The sequence below is a fragment of the Pseudomonas sp. AC229 genome (genome assembly GCF_979254655.1).
This window is the reverse complement of sequence record NZ_CEEDHK010000006.1, coordinates 234,461-252,140: the sequence shown is the minus strand read 5'-3', so window position 1 is coordinate 252,140 and position 17,680 is coordinate 234,461. Positions and strand designations below refer to the sequence as shown.

At 61.4% G+C, this 17,680-nt stretch carries 13 protein-coding genes and 1 riboswitch; of the genes, 2 read left to right on the top strand and 11 right to left on the bottom strand.

Annotated features, from left to right (window positions below):
• Positions 1-3: 3 nt before the first annotated feature.
• The 10 genes from AC0IW7_RS10750 to AC0IW7_RS10705 all read right to left on the bottom strand — a co-directional run bounded on the left by AC0IW7_RS10750 (position 4) and on the right by AC0IW7_RS10705 (position 13,837).
• On the bottom strand, positions 4-1,029 hold the full coding sequence (locus AC0IW7_RS10750; protein ID WP_471817790.1) for a fatty acid desaturase family protein: 1,026 nt from the start codon (positions 1,027-1,029) through the stop codon (positions 4-6).
• Between the two features lie 74 nt (positions 1,030-1,103).
• Positions 1,104-2,120, bottom strand: a complete 1,017-nt coding sequence (locus tag AC0IW7_RS10745) for an ABC transporter substrate-binding protein (protein WP_471817788.1) — start codon at positions 2,118-2,120, stop codon at positions 1,104-1,106.
• A 46-nt stretch (positions 2,121-2,166) separates the two neighbouring features.
• Positions 2,167-2,269: riboswitch (guanidine-I (ykkC/yxkD leader) on the bottom strand.
• A gap of 542 nt (positions 2,270-2,811) precedes the next feature.
• The gene (locus tag AC0IW7_RS10740) at positions 2,812-4,662 is read right to left on the bottom strand and encodes a diguanylate cyclase domain-containing protein (RefSeq protein WP_471817786.1); all 1,851 of its coding nucleotides are present in this window, start codon (positions 4,660-4,662) and stop codon (positions 2,812-2,814) included.
• Between the two features lie 70 nt (positions 4,663-4,732).
• The gene (locus AC0IW7_RS10735; protein ID WP_471817784.1) at positions 4,733-5,632 is read right to left on the bottom strand and encodes a peptidoglycan DD-metalloendopeptidase family protein; all 900 of its coding nucleotides are present in this window, start codon (positions 5,630-5,632) and stop codon (positions 4,733-4,735) included.
• 116 nt (positions 5,633-5,748) lie between these two features.
• The gene (locus AC0IW7_RS10730) at positions 5,749-6,657 is read right to left on the bottom strand and encodes a response regulator (protein ID WP_471817782.1); all 909 of its coding nucleotides are present in this window, start codon (positions 6,655-6,657) and stop codon (positions 5,749-5,751) included.
• A 262-nt stretch (positions 6,658-6,919) separates the two neighbouring features.
• On the bottom strand, positions 6,920-7,651 hold the full coding sequence (phoU, locus tag AC0IW7_RS10725; RefSeq protein ID WP_471817780.1) for a phosphate signaling complex protein PhoU: 732 nt from the start codon (positions 7,649-7,651) through the stop codon (positions 6,920-6,922).
• A 134-nt stretch (positions 7,652-7,785) separates the two neighbouring features.
• Positions 7,786-8,619, bottom strand: coding sequence for a phosphate ABC transporter ATP-binding protein PstB (pstB, locus tag AC0IW7_RS10720; RefSeq protein WP_471817778.1), 834 nt, complete (start codon positions 8,617-8,619; stop codon positions 7,786-7,788).
• Positions 8,620-8,719: 100 nt separating this feature from the next.
• Positions 8,720-10,399: a phosphate ABC transporter permease PstA gene (gene pstA, locus AC0IW7_RS10715; protein ID WP_471817776.1), complete on the bottom strand. Its 1,680-nt coding sequence runs from the start codon at positions 10,397-10,399 to the stop codon at positions 8,720-8,722.
• Positions 10,400-10,402: 3 nt separating this feature from the next.
• Positions 10,403-12,691 (bottom strand): ABC transporter permease subunit, encoded by a 2,289-nt coding sequence (locus AC0IW7_RS10710; protein ID WP_463551082.1) that lies wholly within the window; start codon positions 12,689-12,691, stop codon positions 10,403-10,405.
• Between the two features lie 174 nt (positions 12,692-12,865).
• The gene (locus tag AC0IW7_RS10705; protein WP_463384386.1) at positions 12,866-13,837 is read right to left on the bottom strand and encodes a phosphate ABC transporter substrate-binding protein PstS; all 972 of its coding nucleotides are present in this window, start codon (positions 13,835-13,837) and stop codon (positions 12,866-12,868) included.
• A 398-nt stretch (positions 13,838-14,235) separates the two neighbouring features.
• On the opposite strand from AC0IW7_RS10705, the gene AC0IW7_RS10700 reads away from it, so the two are divergent.
• A complete protein-coding gene (locus AC0IW7_RS10700) occupies positions 14,236-15,546 on the top strand; it encodes a PQQ-dependent sugar dehydrogenase (RefSeq protein WP_471817774.1) in 1,311 nt (436 codons plus the stop codon).
• Here the strand turns inward: AC0IW7_RS10700 and AC0IW7_RS10695 are convergent.
• On the bottom strand, positions 15,530-16,819 hold the full coding sequence (locus AC0IW7_RS10695) for an MFS transporter (RefSeq protein WP_471817772.1): 1,290 nt from the start codon (positions 16,817-16,819) through the stop codon (positions 15,530-15,532). The genes AC0IW7_RS10700 and AC0IW7_RS10695 overlap by 17 nt on opposite strands.
• A gap of 303 nt (positions 16,820-17,122) precedes the next feature.
• On the opposite strand from AC0IW7_RS10695, the gene AC0IW7_RS10690 reads away from it, so the two are divergent.
• Entirely contained in the window at positions 17,123-17,521 is a 399-nt protein-coding gene (locus AC0IW7_RS10690) for an acyl-CoA thioesterase (RefSeq protein ID WP_108095192.1), read from the top strand.
• Positions 17,522-17,680 lie beyond the last annotated feature (159 nt).

Below are 17,680 nucleotides of genomic sequence, written 5' to 3'. Positions count from 1 at the left end.
GGTTTACACCGCCGTTAGAAACGACACGCCCACCGCGCCGTAAAAACCATCGGCGCGCCGTTGTTGCTCAGGCGCGGCCACTTCGCCGTAGTGGTCATCCAGCACGCGGCGCAAGCGGTGTTCATGGAAGCTTTTAAGCAGCAGGCGCATCGGCAGCACCTGGGCGTAATCGCTGCCATACAGCTCGCGGTGCAACGCCGGCAGGCGATACCACGGCGCCACCGGTTTTTCGTGGTGGGCGTTGTGGTACGAGAAATTCAGCAGCAACAGATTGAGCGCCGGCCAACGGGCCGAGACCACGTTGCTGTAGGTGTTGTGCTGCTCGTAAACGCGGTCGCGCACTTTGTCTTCGGGAATCGCGCCGCCGTCTTCGAGCACGGCGAAGGCGTCGTAGGTGTGCTGGTAGGCATCGGCAAAACGCAGCACGGTCAACATCAACATCCAGGCCACGGCGTAGAGCACCAGCGCCTTCACCGAGACCGCCGCCAGCAGCGCGAACAAGGCCGAGCGGATCGCCAGCGTCAGCAGCACTTTCTTGCGATTGGCGCGGTGTTTTTCGTCGGTGGTGATAAAGGGCAACACCACCACGTAGTAATGCATCACCAGTTCGATGGCCGGGATGTACATCCACTCCGCCGCCAGAATGATGCTGCGCAGCCAGGCCGGGCAGGCAGTCATAAACGCCTTGGTGTCGAAGGTGATGACGTCGGCGCGGTCGACGTGGTGGCGCATGTGTTTCTTGCGCAGGTACTGAAACCCCGCGTAGCAACTGCCACACAGCCAACTGCACACCTCGCCCGCCCATTCGTTGTGCTTGGGCTTGGCGAAAATGGTGCCATGGGCGAATTCGTGAATCAGGTAGGCGGCGATGATCATGCCGTGGCCGAGCAATAAGGTGCCGATCAGGTTCAGCCCCAGGTGGGCGGAAAACAGCAGGGCGAGGCCGCCGAAGTAGGCGGCGAATACATAGGCGAACGCCAGTGAATTGGGAATTTTCCCGTCGGCGTAGCGGAAAATCTGAGCAGACATGATGGCTCCTGTCTCATCGGCGTTGCGTGGGTGCGCAGGGGGTTGCGCACCGGCAACGTGACATCGATACCGGCTTACTTAGCCAGCGCCTCGACAAAGGACGCGTCAAACGTGGCGGCGAAATCCGGTACGGCGGGAATCTGGCCGTTGTCCTTGAGCAAGGTGCCGATCACCGCGCCGCTGCCAAAGAACGAGCTGGTGGCGTCGGACTTTTCGAAGTTCTTGCTCATCTCTACCAGCGGAATGTTGTACACGCCGCTCATCTGCTCGGTGGCTTCTTTGGCGCTGACGCCGAGCACCTTGCCGATGATTTCGGCGGACTCTTCCGGGTGGCTTTTGATATACGCCAGGCCATCGACATAGCCCTGCATCAGCGCGTTGATGGCGACTTTGCGTTTGGCGATGACTTTCTCGTCGAACACCAGCACGTCGGTGATCAGGCCTGGGGCGTCTTGGGAGGAATACACCACGTGAAACTTGTCGCCCGGCATGCCGAGAATCTGCGACACGTTTGGCTCGTAGGTCACGCCAACCGGCAAGCTGCCAGACGCCATGGCGCCGGGAATGCCCTCGGGGGTCATGTTCACCGGGCTGATGTCTTTCTCGGTCATGCCGTTGGACTTCAACGCATAGGCGAGCAAGAAGTCAGAGGGCGATAGCGGGTTGTAGCCGACTTTTTTGCCCTTGAAGTCCTTCACCGAAGCGATGGATTTGTCGGCCACGATGGCATCGCCACCGTTGGAGAAGTCGATGGGCATGACCACTCGGTGCTTCAGGCCCTTGGCCACGCCGCCGACGACCTGGTCGTAGGTCAACATGCCGCCATCGAGCGCGCCGCCAACCATGGCGGTGGGAATCAGGGCCGGGTCGTTGAAAAATTGCAGCTCGACCTTGAGGCCGTGGGGTTTGTAGAGGTCGAGCTTGTCGGCCACATAAAACGGTGCGTAACCGGCCCAGACGACGGTGCCGATTTTCAGTTTTTCAACGGCGTGAGAAGTGACCGGCAACAGGCTGGCGGCAGCGGCCAGGCAAGCCCCGAGCAGGCTTTTGCGCAACAGAGGAAGCTTGAAGCGAGACAACGGCGTGGTCATGGCAACACTCCTACACGTTAGGGAAACAGGCACGGGATGACATCACGTCTCCCGGGCTTTTCTCCCGCCGTGTAGCCCTCTTCCTTAGGGCCGGAAAACTCTCGGACCAGCGCCCACTTCTGTGGACCGGAACCCTAGTTCGCCTCTGGTTACAGCTCCTGTGTGCCAAGCGTCATGAGCAGCGTTGTGACGGCGGTGCCGACGCGAATAACTCATCCCGTTCGGGTAGGGATGTAGCAAGGTCGGTGCCAGGGTTTTGCTGCGGGGGAAAACCTGCGGGTTTTCAAGGGGTTGTTGGGGAGGCGTATAGGCGTATGGCCGACGCTGCTTGGAGATGGCGCACCAGGTGCTGGCAAGGGCGCATGGTTTCAGTGCGTGTTACGCGGTGACGAACGTATTCATTACCGCGTGCGCTGAACGTTTTGTTTCGCGCCTTACGCGCGAGTTTCTTTTGTCAGTCGCCACAAAAGAAACCAAAAAGTCTTGCCCCTACCTTGGGTCTACGCTGCGCTCCGACTTCCCTCCTTCCGTCGCCGCTCCGGGGGCCGTCACAACGGGCCATCCATGGCCCGATGTTCCTTTCGCGGCTCCCGGCCGCTCAACCCCCTACACGTCGACTCCACTCGGCCTGCGATGAATGGGGCGGGTAGATCAAAAGCCAGATCAACATCTGGATCACGAGCCAGATCAATCACGCCGGCAACGGCGCCACGCCCTGAACCTGGTTGCGCCCGCCCTGCTTGGCGGCGTACAGCGCCCGATCCGCTGCGCTCAGCAGCGCCTGCACATCCAGTGCCCGCTCCGGTGCGTTGCACGCCACGCCAATACTGACGGTGAGTTGCACGGGCTCTACGCCGCTGTCGAGGGTTATGCCCGCTACGGCCTGGCGAACTTGTTCGGCCAGTTCAAACGCGTCTTTGGGGTTGCTGTCGCGCAGCAACACCACGAATTCCTCGCCGCCATAACGCGCGGCCAAATCCGCGCTGCGCCGTGTGGCTTGTTTGAGCACCTGCGCCACGGCGCTGATGCAGGTGTCGCCGAACGGGTGGCCGTAGGTGTCGTTGATGCGTTTGAAGTGGTCGATGTCGATCATCAGCACCGCCAACGCCGGGTCGTTCAGGTGCGCCAGTTGCTGGTCGCAGTAGCGGCGGTTGGCCAGTTGCGTGAGGGCGTCGGTGTGGCTGATGCGGGTCAGTTCGGTGTTGGCTTGTTCGAGGTCGAGCTTGGTGCGTTGCAGCGCGGCGGTGCGTTCTTGCACGCGCAGTTCGAGTTCTTCGTTGGTGCGCCGCTGCACGTCGAGCATTTGCTGTTGGGTGCTCAAGGCCTGTTCGCGGGCTTCGAGCAGGCTGTGTTGGGCTTTCACCCGCGCGGCCCGCTCGCGGTTGAGGCGGTCGGCCAGGGCGACGGAGAGCAGAATGAATTCGACGAAAAAGCCCAGCGTTTGCATGCGCAGGGTCACTTGGTTAATCGGCAGCAGGCCTTCCAGCGCCGCCACATGCACGAAGGTGCAGACGATCAAAAACGTCCAGGCCAGGATAAACATCGGTGCCGAGCCGTTGCCCCGTCGCCAGGCGAATACCGCCACCACCAAGGCCAAAATGCACGAGGCCAGGGCGACCTGGTTGACGCCGATCCAGTAGACCCAATCCGGCTCGACCACCACCAGCACCAGGGCCGCCAGCCAATAGAAGGCCAGCAGGTTGTTGGTCCACAGCGGCCAGCCGCCGTAGCGCGGCAGACGCAGGAAGGCGCGTACGAACATGGCGGCGGCAAAGAAGCTCCAGATCGCCGACAGCGCGTAAATCTGCCGCGCCGGTTCGCCCAGGTCGGGCCACACGTAGAGCGGGCCGACACCGCTGATGCTCAGCTCGTAGATGATCACGCCCAGCAGGTACAAGGTGTACCAGATGTAGCTGCGGTGTTTGGTGAACAGGTACAGCGCGGCGTTGTAGAGCAGGATGGCGAGCATGGCGCCGAAGAACATGCCGAGCAGCATGCGCAGGCTTTTTTCCTGGGCCTGAAATTGCGTTTCGCTGAACAGTTGCATGGGCACCAGCACGTTTTCTTTGCTGCTGATGCGCATGTAGACCCAGGCTTCCTCGGCCTTTTCCAGCTTCAGGGGAAACACCAGTTGTCGCTCGGCCATCGGCCAATTGCTAAAGGGAATGTGGTCGCCAGCAGACTGCACATTTCCCCAGCTGCGGCTTTCGGGGTAGTACAGCCGCACATCGGCGCGGTCGAGAATCGGCCATTCCACCACTAGCAGCCAGTTGTTTATGGCGGCGAGGTTGAGCAGGTGCATGCGCACCCACACCGGTTGTTCCTGATGGCCGAGGTTCAGCGATTCGGCGTTCACGGCTTGCCAGCCGCGCGAGCGCTGGGCGTCGACGAATTGCAGCGGTTGCTGGGGAATCAGGTATTCAAGCTGTGGGCCGAGGCGCACGGGCTCGCTGTCGTCTTGCAATTGCACCAGTGCGGCATGGCAGCTGAACGCCGCCAGCCAGCAGATCAACAGGCTTATGACTTGTACACGTACCCGCATTGCTCACCCTTTGCCTCGGTGTCGGTCCATGGCAAAAACCGACGTTCTGCCCACAGGCTAGCAGGCCGGCTCACTCACCGCCCACGGCAAAGTTGGGCAAGGTATCGACCGGCTGCACGAAGTCGAAGGGAATCGACTCCAGCGCCAGGCCCATGTTGCGCTGAATCACGAAGTGCAAGTGCGGGCCGCTGCTGTTGCCGGTATTGCCCGAGCGCGCCAGCGGCGTGCCGAGGGCAATGCGCTGGCCTTCGTTGACCACCACCGAGCCGCGCATCAGGTGCAGGTACACGCCCATGGTGCCGTCATCGTGCAGCACCCGCACAAAGTTGCCCGACGGGTTGTTACCCCGCCCGCTCTGGTTGTTTTCCACTTTCACCACCGTACCGGCACGGGCCGAGACGATAGGCGTGCCTTCGGGCATGGCGATGTCGATGGCAAAGCGCCCTTTGGGCGTGAAGTGGCTGTATTTGCCGTTGGCGCCCTGACTCTGCCGGAACGGACCGCCGACCCACGGCAGCGGGTAGTCATAGGCAATCGGCAGCAAGCGCGGGTCGCCCAGCGCCGTGCGCAATTTAGGTTTGTAGCGCATGGCTTGGCTGGGGTCGCGCGGGGCCAGGGTGAGCAGGCGAATTTTGCTGCGCGGCGGTAATACCCAATGAATGGGTTTATCCGGCATGCCGGAGACGTTCACGGCGTTGTTCACGCTCAGTTCGATTTCTACCGGCGCATAAAGGTCGTTGCGCACCAAGAGGGTTTCGCCGGCGTCGTGTTTTTTGGTTTCCAGTTTCACCTGGGTGTCGAGGCGCTCAACCATGCGGTCGCGAAACACGAACACCTGCGCGCCGGGCGCGGCTTTGTCGGTGTAGGTCACCACGCCATTGGCGTCGGTGTATTTGTAGATGGTCAATGCCGCTGCCGGGTTGGCAGCCGCGAGCGTCAGACCACAGAGAAGGATAATGCGCCCTAGCATAACGGCATCGTTCTAATGGGTACTTGGACGGGGAAGATTAGCAGCGCCGCGCGGGGCCCGCGAGACACCAGCCGTCGCGATGTGAACCGCCTCGCGCCATCGGTCGGCCGACGCGGTTAGGCGCCCGGACTGAAATGCTTCTGCGCCGAACCACGGGCGATCAGGCGCGAAAGGTAATCGAGCTTTTGCGGGTCGCGGTCAACGAAGCGGAAGATCAGTTGCAGCCACTCGCTGTCGGGTTTGGGTTCGAAGGCGGCGACCGAATGCAGATAGCCGTTGAGGCGCGCCACTTCGCCACCGTCGCCCTGCTCCAGGTCAAGCACGGCGCTTTCCAGCACTTGCGGCAAGGTGTCCAGGCGCTTAACCAGCAGCGAGGCCTCTTTCAGGCTCAGCGCTTTGATCACGCACGCCAGGCTGCCACTGGGCAGGCGCAGTTGCCCTTGGCCGCGACCGGATGGTGCGGCAGCGGCCGGCGCCGGTTTGGCGGCGCCGCCCAGTAGCGCGGCGGCCGAACCGGTGGCGGCCGGCGCAGCAGGTTTGGGTTTGACCACTTCGGCCTTGCCGCCGGTGAGTGCGGACAGCGAGTCATTGCCAAATGGCGAGGCGGCGGTTTTCGGGGCGCCGCCCATCAGGGCTTCCAACTTGCCGGCTTTGTGCAGCGCTTTTTTGACTTTGGTGACCAGTTGCTCGTTGGTGAAAGGCTTGCCGATAAAGTCAGACACGCCGGCCTGGATGGCCTGGACCACGTTCTCTTTATCGCCACGGCTGGTGACCATGATGAACGGGGTGGTTTTCATCTCGGGTTGTTCGCGGCACCAGCTGAGCAATTCCAGGCCGGAGAGTTCGGGCATTTCCCAGTCGCACAGGATCAGGTCGAACGCCTGTCGCCCAAGAATCTGCTGGGCTTTGCGACCGTTAACCGCGTCCTCGATCTGGATGCCGGGGAACGCATTGCGCAGCCCTTTCTTCACCAGATCACGAATAAACGGCGCGTCATCCACCACCAGCACGCTGATTTTGCTCATCGACCACCCCTTCAGTAATGGCATAAGCATAGCCTCGCCACGCGGCGAATAGGCAAATCGCCTTACGGAACCCGACGGTAGTGCACAAAAACGACAACGCCCGGGCTGGGCCGGGCGTTTAAGGGCTCTTTGTAGCCATACCTCGAGATTGACTGGGCTAGAGGCTGGCTAGGCGAGATTGTGCGGGAAAGCGCAGCGTACTTAAGTACGTGAGCATTTACCGCGCACTCTCAACAACGCCAGACCGACGACCAGCCGATCGTCACGACTTATCCGCAATTCCCTTAACTTCTTCTTCCATTCTTGCCAGACCCAGGTGTTTCACGTCGGTGCCGCGCACGAGGTAGATCACCAACTCGGCGATGTTGCGGGCGTGGTCGCCGATGCGTTCCAGCGAGCGCAGTACCCAGATGATGCTCAACACGCGCGTGATGGAGCGCGGGTCTTCCATCATGTAAGTGACCAATTCGCGCAGGGCGGTTTTGTATTCGCGGTCGATGGTTTTGTCGTACTTGGCCACCGACAACGCCAGGTCGGCGTCGAAGCGGGCGAAGGCGTCCAGCGACTCCTGAACCATTTTGCGAACCTGGTCGCCGATGTGGCGCACTTCCACGTAGCCGCGTGGCGACTCGCCGCTTTCGCACAGTTCGATGGCGCGCTTGGCGATCTTGGTCGCTTCGTCGCCGATGCGCTCCAGGTCGATCACCGATTTGGAGATGCTGATGATCAGACGCAGGTCGGACGCGGCAGGCTGACGACGGGCCAGAATGCGGATGCACTCTTCGTCGATGTTGCGCTCCATCTGGTTGATCTGGTCGTCGATCTCGCGCACTTGCTGAGCCAGACCGGAGTCGGCGTCGATCAGCGCGGTCACCGCGTCGTTTACTTGTTTTTCCACCAGGCCGCCCATGGCCAGCAGGTGGCTGCGCACGTCTTCCAGCTCAGCGTTGAACTGGGCGGAAATATGGTGGGTGAGGCTGTCTTTGTTGATCATGAGCATGTCCTGAACCGGGATTTGACTCCCCTCTCCCGTCCTCGGGAGAGGGGCCGGGGGAGAGGGTTGGCAGACAACGCAAAAGCCCCTCTCCCTAACCCTCTCCCGCAGGCGGAAGAGGGGACTGACCGAAACTAGCCGTAGCGACCGGTGATGTAGTCTTCGGTCTGCTTTTTAGCCGGGTTGGTAAACAACGTGTCCGTGTCGCCAAACTCGATCAGCTTGCCCATGTACATAAACGCCGTGTAGTCAGACACCCGCGCGGCCTGTTGCATGTTGTGGGTCACGATGACGATGGTGAATTTCGATTTCAGCTCGTAGATCAGCTCTTCCACTTTCAGGGTGGAGATCGGGTCCAGGGCCGAGCACGGTTCGTCGAGCAGCAGCACTTCAGGCTGCACGGCGATGGTGCGGGCGATGACCAGACGCTGTTGCTGACCGCCGGACATACCCAGCGCCGACTCGTGCAGACGGTCTTTCACTTCGTCCCACAGGGCCGCGCCACGCAGCGAGGCTTCGACGGCTTCGTCAAGGACGCGCTTCTGGTTGATGCCTTGAATGCGCAGGCCGTAGGCCACGTTCTCGTAAATGCTTTTGGGGAACGGGTTGGGCTTCTGGAACACCATGCCGACGCGGCGACGCAGCTCGGCCACGTCTTCGCCTTTGCGGTAGATGTTGTTGCCGTCGAGGTTGATTTCACCCTCAACGCGGCAGCCGTCTACCAGGTCGTTCATGCGGTTGAAGCAGCGCAGCAGGGTCGACTTGCCGCAGCCCGACGGGCCGATAAAGGCGGTCACGCGCTGCTTGGGGATGTTCATTTTGACGTCGTAAAGCGCCTGCTTATCGCCGTAGAACAGGCTCAAGCCTGGCACTTCCAGGGTCACGGCTTCTTCAGCCAGGGTCAGGTTCTGCTTTTCACGGCCAAGGGCAGAGATGTTGATGCCGTGTGGCTGGGCTTCGTGCTGCATGGAGAAACCTCGATGCGTTGTGTGCGTTTGGCTGACCGGTCATTTGGCCAACAGTAATTACAAAATTCTTTTCTGCGTCTTCCCGCGTTCGCGGATGACGTTAGTGATCCAGCGCCTTGTACTTCTCGCGCAGGTGATTACGAATGGCCACCGCCGACAGGTTCAACCCGGCGATTACCATCACCAGCAGCAGCGCGGTGGCGTAGACCAATGGGCGGGCCGCTTCGACGTTGGGGCTCTGGAAGCCGACGTCGTAGATGTGGAAGCCCAGGTGCATGATTTTCTGGTCCAGGTGCAGGTACGGGTAGTTGCCGTCCACTGGCAGCGACGGCGCCAGCTTCACCACACCCACCAGCATCAGCGGTGCCACTTCGCCAGCAGCGCGGGCCACGGCGAGGATCATGCCGGTCATCATCGCCGGGCTGGCCATTGGCAGTACGACTTTCCACAGCGTTTCCGCCTTGGTCGCGCCGAGGGCCAACGAGCCTTCGCGCACGGCACGTGGAATACGCGCCAGGCCTTCTTCAGTGGCCACGATCACCACCGGCACGGCGAGAATCGCCAGGGTCAGCGAGGCCCACATCAGGCCCGGCGTACCAAAGGTAGGCGCAGGCAGCGCTTCGGCGAAGAACAGGCGGTCGATGGAACCGCCCAGCACGTAGACGAAGAAGCCCAGACCGAACACGCCGTAAACGATGGCCGGAACGCCGGCCAGGTTGTTGACCGCGATGCGAATGATGCGGGTCAGCGGGCCTTGCTTGGCGTATTCGCGCAGGTAAACCGCCGCCAGCACACCAAACGGCGTGACGATCATGGCCATGATCAGGGTCATCATCACGGTGCCGAAAATGGCCGGGAAGATGCCGCCTTCGGTGTTCGCTTCACGCGGGTCGTCCGACAGGAATTCCCACAGGTTGGCGAAGTACATGCGCAGCTTGGTGAACACGCCCATGCCGTTTGGCTGGTAGGCGTGCACGATCTTGCCGAGGCTGATTTCAATTTCTTTGCCGTCGGCTTCACGCACCACGATGCTGTCGCGGTCGACCGCCTGGTGCAGCTCCAGCAATTGGCCTTCCAGGCCTTTGTACTTGGCGTCCAGCTCTGCGCGCTCGGCTTCGATGTCGGCCTGGGCTTCTGGCGTCAGGGCTTTGTCGAGTTCGAGCTTGCGGGTTTTCAGACGCAGGCGTTCGAGGTCATGGTTGATCGCGCCGATGTCTTTCTTTTCCAGCTTGCTCAGTTGCTCGGCCAGGCCTTCGACCCGAACGATGCGCTCTTGCAGGGTCGGCCAGCCGGCTTCGCCTTCGGCGATCACCTTGCCGCTTTCCTTGACGCTAACCAGCGTGCCGTAGAAGTTGCCCCACTCGCGGCGCACCAGCGTCATCAGTTCAACCGGCTTCTTCTGGTCGACCAGCCAATCGCCGACCAGCCAGGTGAAGTCGCTGCCGTAGATGTCACGGTTACCCACTTTCAGCAGTTCGCGGGTCATGAACTCCGGGCCGTTTTCCGGCACCGGCAGGCCGGCACCTTTCAAGCGCGCCAGCGGCACTTCTTCGGCCTGCACCACTTCGCCGATCACGGTGTGGCTGGCTTGGCCGGGAATGGAGTAGGTGGCTTGCAGCAGGTCGGCAGGCCAGAAGTGCCCCAGACCGCGGAAGGCAATAACCAGCAGCAGGCCGATGGTCATGATGACGGCGATAGACACCGCGCCGCCGCTCATCCAGATGCCTGGCGAACCGCTTTTGAACCAAGCGTTGAGAGAATTCTTCTTCACGGCATTCATCCTTTAGAGCGCTGCGTATTTCTTGCGCAGACGCTGACGAATCAGTTCGGCCAAGGTGTTCATGATGAAGGTGAACAGCAGCAGTACCAGTGCCGAGAGGAACAGCACGCGGTAGTGGCTGCCGCCGACTTCCGATTCCGGCATTTCCACCGCCACGTTGGCGGCCAGGGTGCGCAGGCCTTCGAACAGGTTCATTTCCATGACCGGCGTGTTGCCGGTGGCCATCAGCACGATCATGGTTTCGCCGACCGCGCGGCCCATGCCGATCATCAGCGCCGAGAAAATGCCCGGGCTGGCGGTGAGAATCACCACGCGGGTCATGGTCTGCCAAGTGGTTGCACCCAGTGCCAGCGAGCCCAGGGTCAGGCTGCGCGGCACGCTGAACACGGCGTCTTCGGCAATCGAGAAAATGTTCGGGATCACCGCAAAACCCATGGCCAGGCCGACGATCAAGGCGTTGCGCTGGTCGTAGGTGATGCCCAGGTCATGGGAGATCCACAGGCGCATGTCGCCGCCGAAGAACCAGTTTTCCATGTACGGGCTCATGCCCAAGGCCAGGGTGCCGACGATCAGGATCACCGGGATCAGCGTCAGCGATTCCCAGCCTTCCGGAACGCGCAGGCGGATGGACTCCGGCAGGCGGCTCCAGCCCCAGCCGGCGAGCAAGATGCCCAACGGCGTCAGCACCAGCAGGCTGAAAATGCCCGGCAGGTGGCCTTCTACATACGGCGCCAGGAACAGGCCGGCGAAGAAGCCGAGAATAACGGTGGGCAGTGCTTCCATCAGTTCGATCACCGGCTTCACTTTGCGGCGCATGCGCGGCGCCATGAAGTAGGCGGTGTAGATGGCGGCGGCGACGGCCAGCGGCGCGGCCAGCAGCATGGCGTAGAACGCGGCTTTCAGCGTACCGAAGGTCAGCGGTGCCAGGCTCAGCTTGGGCTCGAACTCGGTGTTGGCGGCAGTCGACTGCCAGATGTACTTAGGTTCGTCGTAGCTTTCGTACCAGACCTTGCCCCACAGCGCGCTGAACGACACTTCCGGGTGCGGGTTCTTCAGGGTCAGCGGATGCAACTCGGTGCCGGCTTCAACCAGCAGACGGTTGGCCCGTGGCGACATGGCGAGGGCGCCTTTGCCCTCGACAATTTTTTCCACCAGCAGCGTGCGTTCGGCGGTGCTGTGGTAAACGCCCAGCTCACCGGCGGCATCCAGGGCAACGAAGCCTTTGCGACGCTCTTCCGGGTTGATCTGCAGAATCGCCGAATCGCCTTGCTGGAAGTCGCGAATGTGCTTGAAGCGCGAGGAACCGTCCGGGTCGCGGGCCATGAACCACTGGCTGATGCCACCTTTGGAGTTACCCACCATCAGCGAAATACCACCGAGCAACTGGGCGCTGGCAGTGACTTCGGTGTCGGCGTCTTCCAGCAGTTTGTAGCGGCCGTTGAGGCTGCGCTCACGCAGGTTGAACACGTCGGCTTGAGCGCGACCGTTCAACACGTACAGCCACTGCTGGCGCGGATCGATGTACAGCGCTTTGATGGGGTCGGCGATCTGCGGCAGGGCGATGCGGTCCTGCGTCAGCGTAACTTCGCCGGTCATCATGTTTTCTTCGCTGGTCAGCGACAGCATCAGCAACTCGCTGCCGCTGGAGGCGCCGAGCAACATGGTTTCGTCGTTGGCGTTGATGCTTACGTGTTCCAGCGGGCGGCCCTGCGGGTCGATGGCCAGCGGCGCTTCGCCGTAGGGGTAATCGAGCTGCGGGGTGATGGTTTTGTGGTTGTCCGGGTAGGTGACAACGTAGGTGTGCTTGAACACCAGCGCCTGGCCGTTGGACAAGCCCAGCACCACCAGATTGTTACCGGCTTGCGCCTGGCCGATGGACGCCACGGTGGCGCCGGCCGGCAAGGTCAGGGGGAAGCGTTTGATTTCGTCGCCGGTTTTGGTGGTGAAGAAAATCACCTCGCCCTTATCGGAAACGCGCATGGCCACCTGGTTCTGCTCTTCAATGGCGAGCAGCAGCGGTTTGCCAGCGTCTTGTTGAAGCCATGCAGGCGTCTGCACCTTCTTCTCGGTCAGCTCGGCGCCCTGAAACAGGGGGAACACCACGTAGCCCAGATAGAAGAAGATCAGCGTGATCGCGCCGAGCACGGAAAGGCCGCCGATCATTACGTACCAGCGGGCCAAATGGTCTTTAAGCGCACGCATACGGCGCTTGCGTTGCAGCTCGGGCGTATTGAAATCAATGCGTCCGGAGGAAGAATTCGCAGTCATGGGGGAATTTGCCAGATCGTTCATGCGCACACCCTAGCGGCTCTGTATGACAGAAACATGACAAAGCAGTGACGCAAAAAACCCACTGAGCAATAACACCAAGTGCAATTGACAGCGGGCTTGCGAAATACGCCGTTCGGGATCACCAAACGGCGCTTATGTGTTCAACGGAGCGGCGGTTAACCGCTCCTGCTGGTCTTAGAGACCCAGGTCTTTCAACGCCTTCTCGGCAACTTTCGCAGGCAGCGGGATATAGCCGTCTTTCACGACCACTTGCTGACCGGATTGCGACAACACCATCTTCACGAATTCAGCTTCCAGCGGAGCCAGAGGCTTGTTCGGCGCCTTGTTCACGTACACGAACAGGAAGCGCGACAGCGGGTAGGAACCGTTCAGGGCGTTTTGCTCGTTGTCTTCTACGAACTCGCCGCCTTCTTTCTTAGCCAAAGGCACGGTGCGAACGCTGGCAGTTTTGTAACCGATGCCCGAGTAGCCGATACCGTTCAGCGAGGAGCTGATGGACTGAACCACCGAAGCCGAACCCGGCTGCTCGTTCACGTTGGCTTTGTAGTCGCCTTTGCACAGGGCTTCTTCTTTGAAGTAGCCGTAGGTGCCCGATACCGAGTTACGACCGAACAGTTGTACTGGCTTGTTGGCCAGGTCGCCGGTGATGCCCAGGTCGCCCCAGGTTTTGATGTCTTTCGGGCCACCGCACAGGCGGGTTGCCGAGAAGATCGCATCAACCTGAGCCATGGTCAGGCCTTTGATCGGGTTGTCTTTGTGTACGAATACAGCCAGGGCGTCGACGGCTACCGGAACGGCAGTCGGCTTGTAGCCGTATTTGGATTCGAAGGCTTGCAGCTCAACGTCTTTCATTTTGCGCGACATTGGGCCCAGGTTAGCGGTGCCTTCGGTCAGAGCGGGTGGCGCGGTGGAGGAACCGGCGGCCTGAATCTGGATGTTGACGTTCGGGTACAGGCGTTTGTATTCCTCAGCCCACAGGGTCATGAGGTTGGCGAGGGTGTCGGAACCAACGCTGGACAGGTTGCCGGATACGCCGGTGGTCTTGTTGTAGGCCGGGATCGACGGGTCAACAGCGGCAACCGCGCTTGCGGTGGCGACGCCAGCGGCGACAAAAGTCAGGGCCGCCATCAAACGCTTAAGTTTCATGCCTTGCTCCTAGCAGGATAGGGTTGTGATGGAACGGGCCCAAGTATCTGTAGGCCGTGTGAAGACTCTATGACTTGAATGTGACAATTAGATGAAAGGCCAGCATGGAAGCTGCTGCGCTCGGCCATGCGGCGTTGAAGTGCGGGTCGCGATGCTCATTGGCTTGAGCCAACTGCGCTCGCTCGTCCGCCCTTCGCCTTGCCTGGCCTTCGCTCGCGACGCTCCACCACCTATAAATAGATGCGCATCCCGTCACTCCCGCGAAGGCGGGGGTCCAGAATCTCGAAGCTGCCGTATAACTAAAAGCCGCCAACAAAGCCGCAGCGCAGGTTTTCAAAACAGTGTGAACGTTGTGCTGTCACTTATTGAGCCACTAGCAACGACCCGGAGACCGCCCCATGCATTTCGCTCGTTTACTGCCGCTATCCCTACTGACCGTCGCGTGCGTGAGCTGCGCGGAAACGCCAACCGCCGATGCGCTAAAGGGCTACGGGCCGAAGCCGACCCTGCCGGAACCCGAGTCGGGCCTGCTGCCGACGGTGAACATTGCCAACGCGGTCGGCTGGCCCGTCGGCGGCACACCGGAGGCGGCGCCGGGCACCAAGGTCAATCTGTTTGCCGAAGGGCTGGACCATCCGCGCTGGCTGCACGTGTTGCCCAACGGCGACGTGCTGGTGGCCGAGAGCAACGCGCCGAAGCCCGAAGATGAAGGCGATTTCAAAATCAAGGAATGGGTGGCCAAGAAGATCATGGCCAAGGCCGGTGCCGGCGTGCCGAGTGCCGACCGCATCACCTTGCTGCGCGACGCCGACCACGACGGCATCGCCGAAGTGCGCACCACCTTTTTGAAAAACCTGCACTCGCCCTTCGGCATGGCCCTGGTTGGCAACGACTTGTATATCGCCAACGCCGACGCCGTGGTGCGTGTGCCGTACGTGACGGGTCAGACCGAAATTAGCGCCGAGCCGACCAAAATCACCGCGCTGCCGGCCGGCCTGAACCATCACTGGACGAAAAACCTGATCGCCAGCCAGGACGGTAAAAAGCTGTACGTCACTGTCGGCTCCAACAGCAACGTCGGCGAAAACGGCCTGGATATAGAAGAAGGCCGCGCCGCCATCTGGGAGCTGGACCCCAGCAGCGGCGACAAACGCCTGTTCGCCACCGGTCTGCGCAACCCCAACGGCCTGGCCTGGGAACCCACCACCGGTGCGCTGTGGGTGGCGGTGAATGAGCGCGACGAAATCGGCAATGACCTGGTGCCGGACTACATCACCTCGGTGAAGGAAGACGGTTTTTATGGCTGGCCCTACAGCTACTACGGCCAGCACGTCGACGAACGCGTAGAGCCGCAGCAGCCGGACCTGGTCGCCAAAGCCTTGGTGCCCGATTACGCGCTGGGCTCGCACACCGCGTCGCTGGGCATCACCTTTGGCGACAAAAGCGCACTGCCGGACTACAAGGAAGGGCTGCTGGTGGCGCAACACGGCTCATGGAACCGCGAGCCGCGCGCGGGCTACAAGGTGATCTTCGTGCCGTTCAGCGGCGGCAAACCCAACGGCATGCCGCAAGACGTGCTCACCGGTTTCCTCAACCCTGAAGGCGAAGCGCAAGGCCGGCCGGTGGATGTCGCCATCGACAGCCAGGGCGCCCTGCTGGTGACGGACGACGTCGGCAACAAAGTGTGGCGGGTCAGCGCTTCGAAATAAGCAGGTACAGCCCCACGCAAAACCCCAGGCCGCATAACGCGGCCACGTAATAGGCCGGCCCGAGGGGGTCGGTCTTGAGCAGCAGGGTGACGAGCATCGGTGTCAGCCCGCCGAAAATGGCGTAGGCCAGGTTGTAGGAAAACGACAACCCGGAAAAACGCACCACCGGCGGGAAGGCATTGACCATCACAAACGGCACCGCGCCGATGGTGCCCACGAACAGGCCTGTTAGCGCGTAGAGCGGGAACAGCCATTCGGGATGAGCGCTGACCTGCGTGTAGAACGTCCACGAACTGGCCAACAGCAGCAAGCTGCCGACGATAAACACACGGCCCGCGCCGAAGCGATCGGCCAAGGCACCAGCCGCTACGCATCCAATACTCAAAAACACGATGGCCAGGCTATTGGCCTGCAGCGCCGTGGCCGCGTTGAAGTGGTAGAGGGTTTGCAACAGCGTGGGCGTCATCAGGATGACCACGATAATGCCGGCCGACAGCACCCAGGTGAGCAGCATCGACAGCAGAATCGCGCCCCGGTGATCGCGCACCACGGCCTTGAGCGGCACCTCTTCGGCCAAGGCTTTGCGTTGCTGCAGCTCGGCGAACACCGGCGTTTCGTGCAGCCAGCGGCGCAGGTACACCGAGAACAACCCAAACACGCCGCCAAGCAGGAACGGCCCGCGCCAGCCGTAGGCCAGCAGTTCTTCGGGCGTGAAAATGCTGTTGAACAAGGTGGCCACCAGCGAGCCCAGCAGAATGCCGGCGGTCAGCCCCGAGGTCAGCGTGCCGCAGGCATAACCGATGTGCCGTGGCGGCACGTGCTCGGCGACAAACACCCAGGCGCCGGGCACTTCACCGCCAATGGCGGCCCCCTGAATCACCCGCAGCACCAGCAAGGCGATGGGCGCCCAGATACCGATCTGCGCGTAAGTGGGCAGCAAGCCCATCAGCAAGGTGGGCACGGCCATCATGAAAATGCTCAGGGTGAACATTTTCTTGCGCCCGAGCAGATCGCCGAAGTGCGCCATGACGATGCCGCCCAGCGGGCGGGCCAGATAGCCGGCGGCGAAGATGCCGAAGGTTTGCATCTGCCGCAGCCATTCGGGCATTTCGGCCGGGAAGAACAGCTTGCCGACCACGGCCGCGAAGAACACGAAAATGATGAAGTCGTAAAACTCCAGCGCACCGCCCAAGGCAGACAGCGAGAGGGTTTTGTAATCGCTGCGAGTCAGCGGTCGGGTCGGGACAGGAGCGGGCGATGCGGCGGTGGACATAAAAGAGGGCTTCTCAATCGGCTGAAAGCGCAGCCACAGCGGGCGCGAAGCCCCGCGCGGCAGGGCGGCACGATAGCAAATTGCGACAGTTCGACACAGCAATGTAATCATCTCGGTCAATTCTGGAACCCGGCAGTCGTGCTAGGACAAAACCCCCGATATACTGCGGCCTGTCCGCGTCTGGCCCCAGCTAGAGCGGCCGGGTCTCCTGCGAACCCAACTTGCGGCCTGTTAGCCGAGTGAGCAGTCAAGCCCGAGACTGACCACAACCAATAAGAGTGACGGGTAAGAGGCACCCTAGGCATGATCGAACTCGAACAAGAAGACCCAACGCCGCAAGGCGATCTGGCGCTGCAAATTACCGCCCTCCCCCGCGAAACCAATGGCTTCGGCGACATTTACGGCGGCTGGCTGGTCTCGCAGATGGACCTCGCCGGCACGGCCATGGCGAGCAAAGTCGCTGGCGGCCGGGTATCGACTGTCGCCATCGACCGCATGGCGTTTCTGGTGCCGGTGGCCGTAGGCGCGCAGCTTTCCTTCTACAGCCAAACCCTGGAAATCGGCCGCAGCTCGATTCAGATGCTGGTCGAGGTGTGGAGCGATGACCCGCTCTCCAGCGAATGGCGCAAGGTCACCGAGGCGGTGTTTGTGTTCGTGGCTATCGATGGCAGCGGACGTACGCGGCCCGTGCCACGGCGTTAAGCATTGCTGCATTGAACTCCCCTCGCCCACTTGTGGGAGAGGGGCTGGGGGAGAGGGCCGGCCGTCACGCCATGTTCAATCGAGTCGCCTGCTGCCCTCTCCCTAACCCTCTCCCATACACGGGAGAGGGGACTGATCTTCGTACGTCAGGAGTTCCCG